The following is an 18,485-nucleotide window of genomic DNA, read 5'->3' as shown; positions in this document are numbered from 1 at the left end:
AGGCTCCCTATGTTACCCCCACTGGTCCTGTTCAAGAACAGAAATATGTTATTCCAGTGAGTGGGATTAAGGATGCAAATCCAGGAGTTTATTGGGTGCAAAGAGATAGTGGTGATTGGTCTGCAACTTCTTCACGAGTAGCCGGAGGTAAGGTAATAGTTTCTAATGTCGGAACAGACAAAGACCCTTGGCCCGGAGTAGAAGTAGTACCAGACAAGATTGATATGAATAGACCAGTTTATCAGCCTGAATCTTTTATTGACAAAAACAGGTCAGAATATCCTCCGAGGCTTGTTACTAATGCACATATTGCTAAGGCAGAGACAATTGATCGATATCAAGGGAACAATTCACAAATAATAGAACTTGAAGTTAAGGATATGTATTATGTTTTGATTACTTCACTTACAGGAGAAATAGAATCTAGGGAAAGTAGTAACGGTCTTTATAGAGAGGAATATAATAGACCGCAAAAGGACGAAAACAACAATGATTTATTCCGCCCAGGCGGCCAGGGCTATCCCAAAAAAACAGCATTATATATCACCCCTCTTAACCTAGAATGGCGCGGTACTATTGTCGAACACAAGAAAATCCAGGCCACGGGTGCCCAGCAAATGGAAGTCGGTGAGGAAGATCAGTTCAAAGGTGAGGTGGCCACCCAAGCTCCAGGGGAAACGGCATTTGGAGACTGGATAGACATTACCCAACGTCCAGAACAAACAAAATGGTCTTCGGATAACAATGTAGTAGCAACTGTAAATCCCGAGACTGGACTTGTTAAAGCAGTAAGTCCTGGAGTTGCCAAGATCACTGTCCAATGGAAAAACGGAACGTATTGGCTTACAGATTCCGTTACCGTGGCAGTAGGCGGGGTTCCACTTCCAGAGGAGCCAAAAGAAGCATCCGTGGTCTGTACCCCTCCTCAATCGGCAGGTACCCAAACCGGGAAAGACATGAGTGCCCAGCCCAGCGGGATCATTAAAGCCGACGAGCGTGGCAGTGAAAGATTTGATGTTGCCAAAGGCATTCCAACCTCGGAAAGCCTATATGGCAACGTAGTGGCCAAGGAATACCTGTTCAATAACAAGTTTGAAAGATTCAGCGGTACCTGCACCTTTGCCGTTCCAGTCACCAAGACTTATCACCTGAAATGGACTGAGAAGGAAGAGAGGGACCGGTCGGATGGCACTTCCCATACCGTGACCGTGAAAAAGTCAAGAACGGAGACAGTAACGAAGTCTTATGAAATCATTAGAAACTACTCTTACTGGACCATTCCTGACCTGCAGGTGTATAAAATCTCGACTGCCAAGTTATATAACTATGCGTTTGAGAACAACGGTATTGTGATCATACCAGGCAGCTCCTACAAAGTACCGACTATGGATGTAAAGACGGATGTTGTGCATCTGGATGAACCATCACCTGTAACAGCTTCAGCTCCTAGCCAAACGATTAACGGGGGATCAAGCGAGCCGGATGTTCCGGATGAAGATTTAAAGAGTTATGCAGAGAAAGCGACCCCGGAACTCGATGTCCGAAATGATGCTTTTGAGCTCAATGGGACGACGATTATGGATGGTAAAACGGTGAAGACAAGCGCCCCAACACCTTCCAAAATTCCAACGGCAGGCAAGATTGATCACAACGCTCTCTTTAAGCCGGGCAATGTTGTTCCCACTTCAAAAACCAACAAAGCGGACAATGAAAGCACCGGGACCATGGAATATGACCCGCTGGCAGGCAGTCTCCATCATCCGGAGCCGTACAGAGAGCCCATTTATAACTTGAATACCGTAACCGTTCATACTCCAGTCGTGATGTATCCAAGTATCACCAATGACAAAGAGCATAATCAGAAGGTTAAGCCGACTGCCGGCACTGCTGCTCTTGTGCTGGACAGGCCTTTTACCGTTACCATTCCAACAACAGGGCAACACCGGGACATTAAAGGATACGGCAACCGGGATTATGCCAAGTATACCGCGTATAAACAGGTGCTGTTTGAGTTTGACGTCTACAACGAGGATATGGGCAAATACATCCCCGCCAATACGTGGATTGATATTCCGATAACGCAGCTTGAGACGACATTCCGAATGCCGGTATGGGTCGATGAAGGAAAATACACGGTACACTTCCGCTCCATCGCCGAGAACGCACCGGAAAACTTTACATGGGAAAGCATGGCCAACTTCGACTTAGCCAACCATGTTGCAGTGAATACGATTCCTGTAGAAGTGATCGGGCGTTTATATGATTTTAAAGTGACGGACATCGCGGACTATGATTGGGAGACGGTATTCCGGACGAAAAAAGGAAGCTCGGAGTCAACCGGTGCAGCTTACTGGGTCGGGCCGAACTCTATTGACGGCGCTGCACGCGGGAATAAGCCGCCATTCATTCTTCCCATTCTGCCAGGAAGCCACCCGAATGATGGATATAAAAACGTGGCCATCAAGACAGGCTATCATTTCAAATTTGATTTTAAAACGAAAGGCAATATGTTCGGCGCAAAAGATCATGTGAAGATCGTACCGGCCTTTTATTTCGTAAGCAAAGATGGAACCAAGCGGCAAAAGGCCGATTTATATTATCACAATCAGAGCACGGGGCAAAAATTTGTAAAGATCGGTTCGAGCCAGGACACAGTGACCCGCAGTATCGTTCTGAACAGCCCGATGCGGAACATTTCTGCGACGGAACTGAGCAATACCGCAAAATATGTGGAAACCTATGGCTTCACCGATTTTCTAAAGCAATCAAGCAAGAAAAGCACCATAGGTTTGTACAGTTTACTGGATTTGAACCAGCGGGTACGAACATTGATTGGACCTGCATCCAATATACCGAAAAGCGTAGATCCGGGCCGGGCGTTAGCATCCGTGCAAAAATGGTACGGAGAATACAGCTTGCCGGCGGCTCCGTATGTAGTACCAGCCGGGTTCAATATTGCAGAGTACGGCAGAACCAACAAGCTAACGGACCATTCACCGATTTTCCTGAAAGACGGATATATCGTGGTGAACTTCAACATTGAAACCTATCAGGATGGAGCCGATGCGCCGCACCTGCGGTACTATAGATTGCCGGGGAATAACACACCGCTGGATAACCAATGGCAGCTGGAAGGGTACAGGAATGCAACTCAGGATAAGTATGGTCACGAATTTACAGCTCCGGACGGAGACGTTGCCTATTATCATGCGAATTTGTCCAGCTATGATGACTTCAGATCCTCTGTAACCCATTAACATGTAGAGGAGGCGAGACGTTTTGCGAAGATGCATGAGCATTCTTCTCCTGATGATCTTGGCAACGGGTATTTTTAATCCGTATTTCGGCCCGGCGGTTTACGGATCGACCGATATGCCAGAGATAGGAAGTCAATTGAAGAATGCTGAATTACCTATAGGAAGTTCTTCAGATTCTCTTTCGGAGCTAAATCATTTGGATACGGATCCGGAGCGAGGAGAAGCTGTTGAAAAAAACAAAAATTCGGATAACAATGAATTAAATGCATCAAATAAAGATGGTGTTGCACCTGATATGCCGAACATTCTGGTGAACAATGTAAGCTGGGATAGTGATGAAAAGCAGCTTGCACTTCAGGATGGGTCGGATGCAGGAGGCAGTGGTGTATTGAAAAGTCAGTACAGGATTGGTGACGGTGAATGGCAGGATTACCGTTTACCTATTCGCATTCCGGATCAAGATACGGTCATCTATGCCCGTACGCTGGATCATGCTGGGAACAGCAGTAGAGTAGCTCAAGCTACAACAAATATCTCCAAGACACGCCCTGCTACGCCAAATATCCAGTTAAGCAGTTCCGAATACACGGAGCAGCCTGTTCTCATCACCATTACCGGGAGTCGCTCAGGCATGGAGACAACCCAGTATCGGTTGGGTGAGTTTGGTTCATGGATTGACTATACGGAGCCTTTTACCATTACCAAAGAAGGCAGAACAACGGTGTATGCCCGCACATTAGGTGAATCAATGGTGGAGAGTAATATTGCTACGACAGATGCCAAAATTCGATCGGCGGCTTCTGCTGGTCCGGCCATGCATACAGCTGCGGAATGGGCAGCCCTAGGGTTTAGCAATCAAACAGAATCAGATATTCCATTCATGCAGCGAATGAAGAGCTTTGTTTCTTCTGCAATTCATAAGCTGGTGAGCTATGATGGACAGCTGCACCTCATTGATGAAGTAGTGGTTTTGCCAGCCAAAGAGCGCCGCGCAAATCAAAAGGCCTCGCTTGCAAAATCGCCTGGGCGAAGGAGAAAACGGGGGGCCGAGCAGCATAATCGAAGTCTTGAAAAGATAGATCATCCGTCCTTCTGGGGGAAAAGAGGGATAGCGCTACTTTTGAGTATCGTCTTGCTGTTCCCTCTGGTATCTGCGTATACACCGAAAGCTGCAGCTGCAGGGCATCTCTACAACTACTCTAAATATGAGGTGGTCACTACACCAAACGGGCCGTGGACGGATCCGCGTGCATTAGGTCAAGCTGCTGATTACGATTACCTCCCTGCGGGCCATGTCAGGAATGGACAAATTACTGTCAGAGCATATGAGTCTTATTCTTTCAATCCCACAACGGGCATTTATTCCCTGGGCGGAGATTATACACAAGCAAAAATTTCAGGAAACACAGGTGGATATGAATATACTGATTACCCATATATTTCTCAAATAACAAATAGCGATAATCAAGGTACTACTGTGGAAGATAGACCAAGCAATACACTCTGGGTAAGCACAGGTTGGGACACAGATGGCTCAAAAAAAGATTTATTCGGTAAAACCTATATCGCAAAGCCTAACTCTTACTCGTACTCCCGAGGAGCCTATCTTACAACATTTCAGGCCGCAGATGGCGCTTATCCGGACAACGGGAGGCACTCAGAAGGATACTGGTATGTAAAGGACAGTGTCGTGAATGCTGCCCCAAACCTATCCATAGCGACATCTGGAACGAAGTACCTATCAGACGCATCGGGCTATACAAACCTAACAGTATCGGGTTACGTCAATGATCCGGATGGAGACTTCATGACAGTCAGCGGAAGCCTTGCGGGAGTAAGCAAGTCCGTGAGCGTATCAGACGGTACATGGTACCTTACCTGGTCGGCAAGCGAATTGGCCCAGGGCAGTTACGGTCTTAGGATTTCAGTCAATGATGGTTACGGTGGCTCTACTTCAGTCGGATATACCGGTACGATTATCGTCGATAAGACTGCGCCGGGAGCACCAACTCTACTGATCAACAATCCTGCATACTCCAACGCAGATAAAGTTGTGACCATCCAGCATGGAGCGGACAGCGGTGGAAGCGGTGTGTTAAAGAGCCAGTACCGTATCGGGGCAAACGGTGCCTGGACGGATTATGTATCTGCCATAAATGTCACCCAGGAGGGCATCATTATTTATGCCAGAACTGTAGATAATGCAGGCAATATAGGGCCTATTTCAGAACTGGATACTAAAATTGATAAAACGGCCCCGACAGCTCCGACGATAACGACGGACAAGACGGGGAAATCCAATACAGCAGTTACCGTATCCATCGTGCCAGGAACGGACGCAAGATCCGGAGTGGCCAGAACGGAGTATGCTCTTTCCGGAGCCACCGTTTCGGATTGGAAGACCTACTCGGCTTCCTTCAAGGTGGACAATGAAGGACAGACAACGGTCAGTGCGAGAACCGTGGATAACGCAGGCAATATCAGCAGCGTTAAGACTGTTATCATCCACATCGACAAAACAGGACCCGCAAAGCCTACAATCGTACCGTCAAAAACTCTATCAAATGCGGCAATACTTGTGGAAATTGTGCCCGCTGCAGATAGCGATTTAAGCGGTACGGAATTTAAGCTCGATGGTGCGGTGACGCAAAACTGGCAGGCATACAGCGGACGGTTTTCCGTTCCCGCCGTTGAAGGAGAGACGACCATAACTGCCCGCTCCTTTGACGACGTTGGTAATCTGAGCGACATAAGCACGGCGGCAGTCAAAATCGATACGACCAAGCCGACCACTCCGGTAATCATGACGGATCCTATCGGTAAAACAGCGACGGATGTTACTGTCAGTATCGTATCTGGAACGGATACGTTTTCGGGGGTAGAGAAAACAGAATACGCATTAAGCGGCGCTGAGAATGCTGATTGGAAAGAAGCCGCAGCTCCGTTCACGATTTCAACTGAGGGGATTACGGTGGTCAGGGCGCGAACCATCGATAAAGCAGGAAATATCAGTGACGTGACCGAGGAAACGATCCAGATTGACCGGACAAGCCCCGGCCTGCCGAAGATTCATCCATCCAAAACTGTGTCCAACCGCGATGTCAGGGTCACTATTGAACCACCGGCCGACCAGGATGTCAGCTTAACGGAATACAAATTGGAAGGAACCCTAAATCAAGGCTGGCAGCCGTACAGCTCCGAATTCATTATTCCGGCTGGCATGGAAGGGGAGACGGTCATTACCGCGCGTTCCACAGACGATGTAGGTAACGTAGGGGAAGAAACAAGTGTCACGGTTCTCATTGATATCACCAGCCCAACGGCGCCAGTGATTGAAGTAAGCAAGGCTTCGCCAAGTAATGAAGATGTGAGCGTGCATATCCGCCCAGGAACGGACACAGGATCGGGTATACATCGAACAGAGTACATTTTGTCCGGAGCAACACAGTTCAAGTGGCCGGTTGATGCGGCAGATGATTTTATCGTCTCCGCTGAAGGAATGACCGTGATCACGGCCCGCTCGTATGACCAGGCAGGAAATGTCAGCGAGGAAGCCATCTATAATCTGACGATCGATAAGACAAAACCGGTTGTTACCGTGACTGCGGACGCTGAATATGCTCAAGATGCCATTCATGCCGTTTTCAAGTTTGATGATGCTATTTCTGGCATCGACAAACGATATATTCAGGTTTCCGATTCACCTGATGCTCCGCAGACCTGGATACCGGCCGACAGTGACACAGAGACAACGATCACAGATGAGGGGATCTGGTATGTCCATGCCAAAGCCATGGATAAGGCCGGTAATGAGGCGGATGCGGAACCGTTGCGCATTGTGGTAGATAGAACAGCACCAAGCGCGCCGGTGATTACTACGACAGAAGAGGACTATACTGCCGGCAATGTGGATTTCACCGTGAATGGCAGCACGGATCTGCTCAGCCCGTTTTATTATGAGTATCAAATCGGGAATGGAGCATTCGAGAAGGGCAGCAGTGGCAGTATTACGGAGAATGGTACAACGGTGATCTCTGCACGCACCATTGACGCTGCAGGGAACGTGAGTGCTATAACCCGTAAGACGGTATATATCGATAAGCAGGCACCGTCTATAGATATCTCGCCGGACGGCCGCAGCTGGTCGGATGATGACATTCGTGCTTTTATTGCATTCTCAGATGAAGGCTCGGGCGTCAAAGAACGATATTACAAAGTAACGAACTCCCTGGACGAGCCGACCACTTGGGATATAACAGCTGATAACCGGGCGGAATTAAAAATCCAGGATGAAGGCATTTGGTACATCCATGCCAAAGCGGTGGACCGGGTGGGGAACGAAGAGATTACTGTTTCTAAACCGCTTCACTTACAGAAAAAGCCGGAGGCTCCAAGTTTATCGGTACAGTCGGTAAAACAGGACGAGGCGGTCCTGGAATGGTCTTTACCAAGTGGATCTGCCTATACGGACGGCTATAAATACACCTTGTACAACCGGTCAGCAGGCCAGCGTTTCACGGCTGATTACCCAGAAAATGTACTTACCATTACGGGGCTGCAGCCGGGCACATGCTATCCGCTTGAACTGGAAGTGGGTAACTATGTCGGGAAAGCAACCAGCAGCGCAGTAGAGGTTCTAACGCTGCCTGCCGCTCCGCAGCATATGTCAGTATCACCGGTAGAAAATGATTCAAGTCAGGTGCTGGTCAGCGCGGATCCTGTGCAGTCGGCAACTTCCTACCGCTTGAGAGCAGTTCAAGCCGATACGTTGCAGGAAGTGTTCAATGAGACGGTTACAAGCAGCGTGTATGCTCCTGTGCTGAACCTGCAGCCGGCTACGTTCTATGACATTTCCATATCAGCAATCAATGAGAGCGGGGAAGGCACAACAACACACCAGTCTATTATGTCACTCCCGGCATCTCCTGGATTTACATATATCCAGGTCGGAGAACGAGACATTGATCTACAGTGGGACAGCGTAACAAGCGCAACCTACTATGGACTTGAACGAGACGGAATGACGGTGTACGACGACGTGTATAACGCCTTCCATGATATCGGATTGAATTCCGGTACCGAGTACAGTTACCGATTGACAGCTACCAACGAGTCCGGCAGTGGGGATGAAGCGAGGCTTGATCTTATTACCCTTCCGGCCAAAGCCGAAAACTTTCACAGCTTGGAAGCAGGCGAGGATTGGATCAGGCTAGGTTGGAGACCTGTACGAGGGGCAGCAGGGTACTGGTTATCCATGGATGGAGGGACGCCAATGCAGCTGGAAGCTGGTCAGAACGAGATTACGATAAGTGATCTACCAGCCGGTCAATCAGCTCAATTTACAATTCAACCATATAACCGAAGCGGTTTAGGAGTAACAGAAGCTGCCTACGCACTGACGCTTCCGCTACAGGTGGATGGAATTCAATTCACCGATATTGGGGAGAAGAGTGTCAAAGTGAACTGGAATGCAGTGTCTGGCGCGACCAAGTATCAGGTAAGCATGAATGGACAGACGATGACCGTTTCGGATACGTTCGCTGTATTCACCGGCCTTGAGGGCGGAACCACCTACAAAGCAAACGTGGCCAGTGGTAATGCTTCCGGTTTTGGAAAAGAAATAAGCGATAGTGTGCTCACACTGCCGTCAGCTCCACAGGGGCTGAAAAGCACGAATGAGAAAGACAAGTCATTTACCTTGACCTGGGCACCATCAAAGAGTGCTACAGCGTATCGTGTAGAGCAAGAAGGTGTAGGGAAAATAGGGGAAGTTATAGAACCAGCTGTATATGTAAATGGCCTTTTGCCAGGTATACTCTACCACTTCCGTGTCTTTGCTATGAATGAAAATGGAGAGGGAAACTACAGCCCATTCACTTGGCGGGCATTTCCGAGCGATATGCAGGAAGGCTCTCTTCAGGTGTCTGAAATTACATCATCTTCCGCAGTGGTTACTTGGAAAGAAGTCAACGGTGCCGATTTCTACCGAGTCTATCTGGATGGACAAGTTATCGAAGAGATCACAGGTTTGGTATATAATTTGGGCGCCTTGAACAGCTCTCAAACATTTAAGGTTTCAGTGGAGCCCGTCAACACCAGCGGAAGCGGAGGAATGCTATCAGCTATCTTTGAGACGAAACCATCAGGGGATTTCACATTACGCAGTGAACATACGACCGATTCGGCTACCTTGTATTTTGAACGTGTACAGCCGAACGAAACCGTGGTTGTATCATTAGCTGGAAAAGAGGTATATCGCGGTAAAGCAAATTCATTTACTAAAAATGAACTGCTTCCTGGAACGAGCTACACCTTTACCGTTTGGACGGAGAATAACCGAGGAGTAAAGTCTGAATCGAAAGAGCTTTCGGTACGGACAGATACCAATCCTTCTGTTGGTTCCGGCGGTGGTGGAGGGGGAGGCGGTGGCGGTGGCCGAACGACGGTCATCGAAGAGCCGTCTGCTCCGATTCCAGCTCCTGTAAAGCTACAGATGCCAATAGACATGGTAGACTCCGAAACGGATTCAGGTAATGAGAAAACATTTGTCGATATTGATAAAACTTTCAGTCGGGATAAAGTCAAATACTTGGCTGCTATAGGTGTGGTTGAAGGAACGACAGAAAGTACCTTTGAACCAAACCGGGCCGTTACACGTGCCGAGTATATGGCCATGATGGTTCGCGCCCTTAAGCTTCCGGAAGCATCCGAAACGGAACTGACCTTTAAAGATATCGACTCACGAGGATGGTATGTTTCTGAGTTGCGGACGGCTATCGCTTATGTCGTTGCTCGTGGCTTCAGTCAAAACATATTTGCTCCAGACGCTGTAATCAATCGGGAACAAGCCAGCAAAATGATTGGAAATGCCTTACAGGAGTTACCTCGGAGAAAAATCAGTAAAGTATACAAAGATGAGAATGGAATTTCTGTTTGGGCCAAGGATGAGGTTATGGGGCTAACCCAAGAATCTTTGGTAAAAGGGTACCCAGACGGAACTTTCCGTCCGAAAAATAATGTTACCCGCGCTGAAGCTGCAGAAATGATCTATAATATGCTCCAAAAACTATAAAACCAATGTACTTGGGAGATAAACCGAATTACAGATTTTGAAGTAGAAGCTTGGTAGTCATATTGGGGTTTAAAAAGTAGCATTGAGTTACAATGTTTAGGTATGGACTACGTAATGATGAAGCATGGAACCACGATTTCTAAAGATCGAGGTTCCATGCTGTTTTCAACAAAAGGCTGTATACTTAATCTTTGCCATTGACCAGAAATCAAGCTGGCTTCAGTTTTTTTCTGATGTACGAACATCATTTTATCGATGTTAACATCACAAAGACATTGACAGCTTTTGCCGCAAAGATTATGATGAATTTGAAATAAATAAAATAGCTTTCTATCCATTTTGAGAACGCATACAATCCGAGGTTGGAAAATATGAACGATAACAGAAGATTGACGCTCAAGGAAATTTCGCAGATGATCGGAATCTCGGTGGCGACGGTGGATCGGGTGCTGAACAATCGGGGTAATGTCAAGCCTGCAACGTACCGCAAAGTGATGGATAAATTGCAGGAACTCAATTATACCCCGAACAAGTCAGCCAGTTTTTTGTCGCGGAAGAAGGAATTGTCGCTGGCGATTGTATTCCCGGAGCTGCCGGATTATTTCTGGGACCAAATTGAGAGGGGGGTTCGGACGGCCTATGAGGAGCTGAGAGATTATGGGCTTCATATCGAGCTGTTCAAATCCGAAAAGTATGACCTGGAGAAGCAGAAGCAGGTCGTTATGGACCTGATTGAGTCCAAGACGTTTGATGCGATTGCGATCTCGCCCAATGATTCCGAGGAAATGGCGGATATTATCGACAAAGGAATCGACAGTGGCATTCCCATTTGCACCTTCAATAATGACTCTCCGCTCAGCAAGCGGCTGTTTTATGTAGGCTGTGATTACCGCATTGCGGGCAGATTGGCCGCAGACCTACTATGCAAATTTTCCGGAAGCCACGGCAGAGTTGGCCTCATTACTTCGGACGCCTCCTCGGTGCCTTCGGCCACGACGTTTCAGATGCAGCAAAAGATAATGGGCTTCAGGGAAGTCATTGCTGAATACGGCAATGTGGAAATGACACAGATGCTGAAGCTTAAGCAGGAAGAGTATGAGAACCCGGATACCTTTGCGGATTTATTCAGCCAGGTCGATTCTGTTTATGTGACAAGCGCCAAGCTGCAGGTAGTGGCTGCTCATTTGGAGAAGGCGGAATTGGCAGGCAAGGTGGCGTTGGTTGGGCATGACATTACAACGGAAATTTTTGAGTTCCTGCGCAGAAATGTCGTGACCGCAACGATTTGCCAGGACCCAGTGAACCAGGGCTATCTCACCGTAAAGACTTTATTTGCCCATTTGGCCTATGGCGAGAAGATCAACATGCGGGAGAACATCACGAAGCTGGAGCTTGTAACGAAGGAAAATGCCCGTTATTACATTTAACAAAAGCATCAGCACCTTATTCTGACTCTTGCAGGAGTAAGGATGCGTGCTTTACACAATAAAATGATGTACGTACATCATTAAATACTTTTTGACATCATTATTTCGATTTTTTTCTTTCACCATACGATTGTTCTTTAATCATGTGGTTTTTCATGTGATTTTTGTTCCAACATACGATGACATTTTTCCTCATCTTCAATCGAAATGCCTTCTTTACGCAGGATTTCATATATGGCTTTAAAAAACGACTTCGAAAATTCCGCCACAGATAAGTGGGCTCAGCGCCCGTTGGCGTTAACCATACATCCATCATGGCAACAGAGTAAAAGCATAAAGGGGGACTTATCGTGATCGGCAAAATGAAGGCGCTATCAATTGTCATGTGCCTGATCCTTATTATGACGGCCTGCACCCCGGGCCAGAATTCAGGGGGATCGGGAGATAAAGTGAAAATCACCTGGTGGGACACGATGACCAGTGACGCCAGCGTGGCAGCCATCAACAAAATCATTTCCGAGTATGAGGAAGCACATCCCAATATCACGATAGAACGGACCTATGTATCTTACTCGGATATTAAGACCAAGCTGCTGCTCGGGTCCATTGGCAACCAGGGTCCGGATATCGTCTGGATCGATAGCGCGGACCACCAAACCTTTGCGGCTGCCGGTGTGCTTGCGGACCTTACAAAAGAGATAGAAAAGTGGGGGCAGGCCAAGCATTACATCGAGGGACCTTGGTCATCAACCGTGTACAATGGCCGGAATTATGGCGTGCCGGTCGGAAGCAACAATCTTGCTCTGTATTACAACACGGATCTTTTCAAAACAGCAGGATTACAGCCTCCTACCAATTGGGATGAGCTGCAGGCCGCGGCCAAAAAGCTGACGAATAAAAATATATTTGGTTTTGCTGTAAGCGCTGTTAAAACGGAAGAAGGAACGTTTCAGTTCCTGCCGTTCGTGCTGCAGGCCGGTTCGGACATTCCGGATTTTGATTCACCGGGAACTTTGAAAGCGCTAACCATGTTAACAGACATGGTAAATGAAGGGCTGATGTCCAAAGACGTGATCACGCAAAAGCAATCGGATACTGCAACCCAGTTTGCCGCCGGCAAGGTAGCCATGATGGTGAACGGAACATGGCAGATTCCCTTTCTGCAGAAGAACGCAAAAGTAAACTGGGATGTTGTCAAGCTCCCATCGGATGTGCAATCAGCAACTGTGCTTGGCGGAGAAAACTGGGCTATCTCAGAGGCCTCCAAGCATAAGGATATCGCTTTTGATGTAATTCAGTTCGCCAACGAGCCGGAGCGGCTGAAAGAGCTGCTCAAAACGAATGGCCGCTTGCCGAGCCGCAGCGATCTGCTTCAGGATCCCTTCTGGCAGGAAGACAGGCAGATGAAGGTGTTTGCCGACAGTATGCAGGTGGCAAAAGCGAGAGCATACGGTCCGAACTACGCCAGCATTTCGGAGGCGATTCAGACCATGCTTCAGGAAGCGCTGACGGGAGCCAAAACACCGGAAGCGGCCGTCAAGTCGGCCGGTGCCATTATAGCCTCACTGCTTCAGGAACAACAAGAAGAATAGAAAGGGGGGATTCGGGATGGCGCACTCTGCAATGACTCCGGCAAAACGCTCCTCCAGATCGTTTTCCTCATGGAACAACTATCTGTTCGTTCTGCCGATCGTGCTGTTCATGCTTGTGTTTGTTCTGTTCCCGATCGTTTATAACATCACGCTAAGCCTTCAGGATGTTAATGTATATAACTTCAAGAAGGAGCATCATTTTGTCGGCTTCGAGAATTATGTAAGCACGTTCAAAGATCCCGTGTTCTATACGGCTTTACGGAACTCCATCGTATTTACGGTATTCAGCCTTGTTTTTCAATTCGGAATAGGATTTGCTTTGGCGCTGTTTTTCAACCGCAGATTTCCGGGGCGTAACCTGATGCGTTCATTAATGCTGCTCGCCTGGATGCTGCCGATGGTCATAACGGCTTCCGTATTTCAATGGATGCTGAATGGGGATTACGGGGTCGTGAATTTCATCCTGCAAAGCCTCGGCATCATTGATGAGCCGTACAGCTGGCTAAGCAATCAGTCCACTTCGCTGCTGTCCACGATTATTGCGAACATTTGGGTGGGCATTCCGTTCAACATGATTATTTTGTTAACTGGTCTGCAGGGAATGCCTGAGCAGCTGTATGAAGCCGCCAAACTGGATGGTGCAGGCAAATTGAAGCAGTTCCGCCATATTACGCTGCCGCTGATGAGGCCGACCATCCTCATTCTGATCATGCTGGGTATCATCAATACGTTCAAAGTATTCGACATCATCTTTATCATGACCGCCGGTGGTCCGGTGAATTCATCGAACGTATTGCCGATCTATTCGTACCAGATGTCCTTTACCAAGTTCGAGTTCAGCCAGGGAGCGTCCGTATCCATGATTATGTTTGTCATTCTGATTCTGATCGCAATGGTGTACCTGCGTATGACGAGCAAGGAGGAGGCGCATTAGGATGGAGCAAAGCCGAAAAAACATTTTCCTGACCGTCATTGCCGTCATCATCACCGTCATCTTTTTGTTTCCTGTGTACTGGATGGTCAAAACGTCGCTGACTCCAATCACGGGCCTGTTTCAGACCCCTCCGGAGTTTGGCTTGATGAACTCAACGTTCACTGCCTATGTCGATAACTTCATCAATAATCAGGATATGCTCCATTACATCGGCAACAGCTTTATCGTGGCCATCGGTACGATGGTGATGTCCCTCTTGTTTGCCGTACCGGGTGCGTATGCGCTCGCCCGGCTTGATATCCGGGGCAAATCCATTCTGCTGATTTTGCTGCTTGCCATTCAAATGCTGCCTGGAATTACGATGGCAATGCCATTATTCATCATGTTTTCCAAGCTTCAGCTTGTGGACAGCTATCTGGGATTGATCCTGGCGGATATGATTCATGCGCTGCCCTTCGCGGTGCTGATTCTAAGACCTTCCTTTCTGGCGCTTCCCAAAGGGCTTGAAGAGGCCGCAGCTATCGACGGCTGCAACAAGTTTACAGCGTTTACAAGAATCATTTTACCGCTTGTTGTGCCTGGCATGATGACGGTTGCCGTGTTCTGCTTCCTGTTCGGATGGGGGGATTTCATTTTCGCCTTGACCCTGACGACCGAAAACAGCGTACGCCCGTTGACCCTTGGCCTGTACCGCTTTATTGGCCAATATGGCACGGAATGGAACAATTTGATGGCGGTGGCGACCATTGCGGCCATGCCGATCATCATCATTTTCGTCGCTCTGCAGCGTTATGTTGTGGGCGGAATTGTAGCAGGATCCATGAAAGACTAATTATCGAATAAAGACAGGAGATAACCATACGATGAAATTTACCGATGGCTACTGGCATGTAAGATCCGGACTGAATGTACTGTACCCTGTGGAAATCCGGGATATTCAAACCGACGCGGAATCTGTGACTGTTTTTGCATCGACCAAAAAAATAGAGCATAAAGGAAATACACTCAACACCACGCTGCTCACGGTGCGCTACAGTTCTCCAATGAAAAATGTGATTGCCGTGGAATATATCCACAATGATCTGGATGAAGTCCTGCCCAAGTTCGAAATCCATCAGGAAGAGAATCTTGAAATTGCCGTAAAAAAAGAGAGCGGGCAAGTCAGCCTCACCAGCGGAGCGTTGAGCGTGAACATTGATTCGCAGGACGGATGGAAGGTAGACTATGAATATGATGGCCGCCGACTGACCGGCTCAGGTTATAAAGGACCGGCCTATATCAAATCTGCATCTGATGCCACGGCATATATGCGTGAACAGCTCGATTTGGGCATTGGTGAATACATTTATGGCCTGGGAGAGCGGTTTACTCCGTTTGTGAAAAACGGCCAGGTTGTCGATATGTGGAACGAAGACGGGGGAACCTGCAGCGAGCAGGCGTACAAAAATGTTCCGTTCTATATTTCGAATTACGGTTACGGCGTATTTGTGGATCACCCCGAGCGGGTGTCCTATGAAGTAGCCTCGGAAAATGTATCCAAGGTGCAATTCAGCGTTCCCGGAGAAAGCCTGAAATATTACATCATCGGCGGCAGCTCCATGAAGGAGGTCCTTGAAAATTATACGGCTCTCACCGGAAAGCCTGCTCTTCCGCCCGCATGGTCCTTCGGCTTATGGCTGACGACGTCGTTCACGACAAATTATGATGAAGCAACGGTCAATAGCTTTGTCGACGGGATGCTGGAAAGGGATATTCCGCTGCATGTATTTCATTTTGACTGCTTCTGGATGAAGGAGTTCCAATGGTGTGATTTTAAATGGGATGAAGATGTTTTCCCTGATCCGCAGGCAATGCTGGACCGGCTGAAGAACAAAGGGCTTCATATCTGCGTCTGGATCAATCCCTACATCGGACAAAAATCATATTTGTTCAAGGAGGGCAAAACGAACGGTTATCTGGTCAAAAATCCGGACGGAAGCGTGTGGCAATGGGACCGCTGGCAATCCGGCATGGGGCTTGTGGATTTCACCAATCCCGCTGCGGTGCGATGGTTTAAAGACAAGCTGATTGAACTGGTGGATATGGGAGTGGACAGCTTCAAAACGGATTTCGGCGAACGCATTCCGACGGATGTGGTGTATTTTGACGGCTCCGATCCGGTGAAAATGCATAATTACTATACGTATCTATACAATAAAACCGTGTTCGAGGCGCTTGAAGAAAGCCGCGGCAAAAATGAAGCGATGCTGTTCGCCCGTTCGGCTACGGCAGGCAGCCAGCAGTTTCCGGTGCATTGGGGCGGCGACTGTTCGGCGACTTATGCATCCATGGCGGAGACGCTGCGCGGCGGACTTTCGCTCGGATTGAGCGGGTTTACCTTCTGGAGCCATGATATCAGCGGCTTTGAACAGACGGCTGCCCCGGACTTGTACAAACGCTGGACCGCGTTTGGGCTGCTTTCTTCCCACAGCCGACTGCATGGCAATCAGTCGTACCGTGTGCCATGGCTTTTTGATGAAGAGTCTGTGGATGTGCTGCGTTATTTTACCAAGCTGAAAAGCCGGCTCATGCCATATCTTTACGCTCAATCGGTCGAAGCTTCGCGCAGGGGCCTTCCGCTGATGCGTGCTATGGTGCTCGAATTTACGAAGGATGCAAACTGCGCGCCGCTTGATCTGCAATATATGCTGGGCGACTCTTTGCTCGTTGCTCCGATCTTCAATGATCGCGGGGAAGGCCGCTATTACTTGCCGGAGGGAAGGTGGACGCATTTCCTGACAGGAGAGGTAGTGCAAGGAGGAAAATGGTACAGTGAGCAGTATAACTATTTCAGCCTGCCGTTTTTCGTTCGTGAAAACAGCATCGTCGTTGTAGGACAGAATGACCAGCGCCCGGATTATGATTATGCCGATGGAGTTGAACTGCACCTGTTTGAGCTTCAGGATCGGAGTAATGCGGAGGTAACTGTGTACAGCACGGCGGCTGAAGCTGAACTGAATATCAGTGTGCAAAGGGAAGATGGCAGCATTTTCATTCAGGCTGAGGGTGCGGGCAAGCCATGGAAAATGGTTTTGCGCGGTATCAAGGAAGTGGGAGCCGTGGCTGGGGGCCGATGGGAAGCAACAAATGAGGGAGTTTGTATTACTCCGGATTCAACGTTGGGTCAATATCGGGTTACTTTGTAAAGGCTGGCTTTATATCAAGTTCTCATATACCAAGAAGAGAGACCCATCAGGGAGCAATCTCCCCGATGGGTTTTCGGTGTTTGATTTTATTTTGTTGTGATCTCCATTTGTACATTACGGCTGGTGTAACTCACATTTACCTTGTATTTATCGGATAAACCGAAGGCTTTGAAGGTATCAAATTCTCCGCCCCCCCCATAACATCAAAAGGCGAGTGCATGCCTGCAACAATACGGTTGTTGCCCAGCCCGGAAGCACGTGTAAGCAGCTCCTGGTAACGCTCCGGTACAGCATAAGCCATCAATAGTACGGAAACAGATAAGGATGCAATCAGAAATTTCTTTTTGGGCCAGTTAGTTTTCAAAATCAATCCTCCCTTATGATTCTGAACACATGTCAAAAAGTTATACACCCAATGAATGTACATTCAACCTTAGCTTGATTTTGTTAAATTAGAGTAAACTATTATGTATGGAGTGCTTTAAATTTTTAAAAAACGGAGTAAAGCAGAAATGTTGTTTCCGCCTTTCTCCGTTGCGAAGCATTATATTCAATGAAAGTTCCCGTTATTCATTGAGTAGGGAAATTGAAATAAGGAAGCTGTAATATCGAAGGATAAAAATATCGTTAATGGGAAAATATTCTCGTTGCTATTACATTTTCATTTATGATATATTCTAATTCCGGTCGTTGATAGAGACGCCGTGAGCGAGCTGAAAAAAATAATGCTTGCAAACATGAATGAATACATGATATATTCTAATTCCGGCCGCTTGAGAGAATGATGCGGTTGCGAGAATGATAGTTTGATCTTTGAAAACTGAACAACGAGTGAGAGGATTTTGCGAAGCAAAATCCACCGCGAAGGTTTTTGGTGCATGTCTATGACTGTATGAAAACCTGAGCGAAATGAGATATGATATCTCGTCAGATTCAAATGAGCTTAATCGCTCTTTCGATAGTGCTCACCGAATTTGATTCACTCAGTCGAGTGGAACCCAAATCCGGTGAGGTCGAT

At 47.8% G+C, this 18,485-nt stretch carries 8 protein-coding genes; 7 read left to right on the top strand and 1 reads right to left on the bottom strand.

Going from position 1 to position 18,485, the window contains the following annotated elements; genetic code table 11:
• Positions 1–617 precede the first annotated feature (617 nt).
• From ACE5KN_RS30300 to yicI, 7 genes are all read left to right on the top strand, one after another.
• On the top strand, positions 618–3,257 hold the full coding sequence (locus ACE5KN_RS30300; RefSeq protein ID WP_375533317.1) for a DUF5704 domain-containing protein: 2,640 nt from the start codon (positions 618–620) through the stop codon (positions 3,255–3,257).
• A 34-nt stretch (positions 3,258–3,291) separates the two neighbouring features.
• On the top strand, positions 3,292–10,329 hold the full coding sequence (locus ACE5KN_RS30295; protein ID WP_375528864.1) for an OmpL47-type beta-barrel domain-containing protein: 7,038 nt from the start codon (positions 3,292–3,294) through the stop codon (positions 10,327–10,329).
• Between the two features lie 371 nt (positions 10,330–10,700).
• Complete coding sequence (locus tag ACE5KN_RS30290; protein WP_375528865.1) at positions 10,701–11,756, top strand: substrate-binding domain-containing protein; 1,056 nt, start codon at positions 10,701–10,703, stop codon at positions 11,754–11,756.
• A gap of 350 nt (positions 11,757–12,106) precedes the next feature.
• Positions 12,107–13,348, top strand: coding sequence for an ABC transporter substrate-binding protein (locus tag ACE5KN_RS30285; RefSeq protein ID WP_375528866.1), 1,242 nt, complete (start codon positions 12,107–12,109; stop codon positions 13,346–13,348).
• A gap of 16 nt (positions 13,349–13,364) precedes the next feature.
• Positions 13,365–14,282: a carbohydrate ABC transporter permease gene (locus ACE5KN_RS30280; protein WP_375528867.1), complete on the top strand. Its 918-nt coding sequence runs from the start codon at positions 13,365–13,367 to the stop codon at positions 14,280–14,282.
• Between the two features lies 1 nt (position 14,283).
• Positions 14,284–15,114: a carbohydrate ABC transporter permease gene (locus ACE5KN_RS30275; protein ID WP_375528868.1), complete on the top strand. Its 831-nt coding sequence runs from the start codon at positions 14,284–14,286 to the stop codon at positions 15,112–15,114.
• A 31-nt stretch (positions 15,115–15,145) separates the two neighbouring features.
• A complete protein-coding gene (gene yicI, locus ACE5KN_RS30270) occupies positions 15,146–17,467 on the top strand; it encodes an alpha-xylosidase (protein WP_375528869.1) in 2,322 nt (773 codons plus the stop codon).
• 136 nt (positions 17,468–17,603) lie between these two features.
• Here the strand turns inward: yicI and ACE5KN_RS30265 are convergent, their stop codons facing one another.
• Complete coding sequence (locus tag ACE5KN_RS30265) at positions 17,604–17,831, bottom strand: hypothetical protein (RefSeq protein ID WP_375528870.1); 228 nt, start codon at positions 17,829–17,831, stop codon at positions 17,604–17,606.
• Positions 17,832–18,485 lie beyond the last annotated feature (654 nt).

The organism is Paenibacillus terreus (assembly GCF_042138595.1).
GTDB lineage: Bacteria > Bacillota > Bacilli > Paenibacillales > Paenibacillaceae > Paenibacillus > Paenibacillus terreus.
This window is presented reverse-complemented; position numbering and strand designations above follow the sequence as displayed.

Excerpts from the sequence above, each read along its gene's own strand:
- ACE5KN_RS30300 (WP_375533317.1), top strand. The coding sequence starts at position 618 with ATGGAAGTCGGTGAGGAAGATCAGTTCAAAGGTGAGGTGGCCACCCAA.
- ACE5KN_RS30295 (WP_375528864.1), top strand. The coding sequence starts at position 3,292 with ATGAGCATTCTTCTCCTGATGATCTTGGCAACGGGTATTTTTAATCCG.
- ACE5KN_RS30290 (WP_375528865.1), top strand. The coding sequence starts at position 10,701 with ATGAACGATAACAGAAGATTGACGCTCAAGGAAATTTCGCAGATGATC.
- ACE5KN_RS30280 (WP_375528867.1), top strand. The coding sequence starts at position 13,365 with ATGGCGCACTCTGCAATGACTCCGGCAAAACGCTCCTCCAGATCGTTT.
- ACE5KN_RS30275 (WP_375528868.1), top strand. The coding sequence starts at position 14,284 with ATGGAGCAAAGCCGAAAAAACATTTTCCTGACCGTCATTGCCGTCATC.
- yicI (WP_375528869.1), top strand. The coding sequence starts at position 15,146 with ATGAAATTTACCGATGGCTACTGGCATGTAAGATCCGGACTGAATGTA.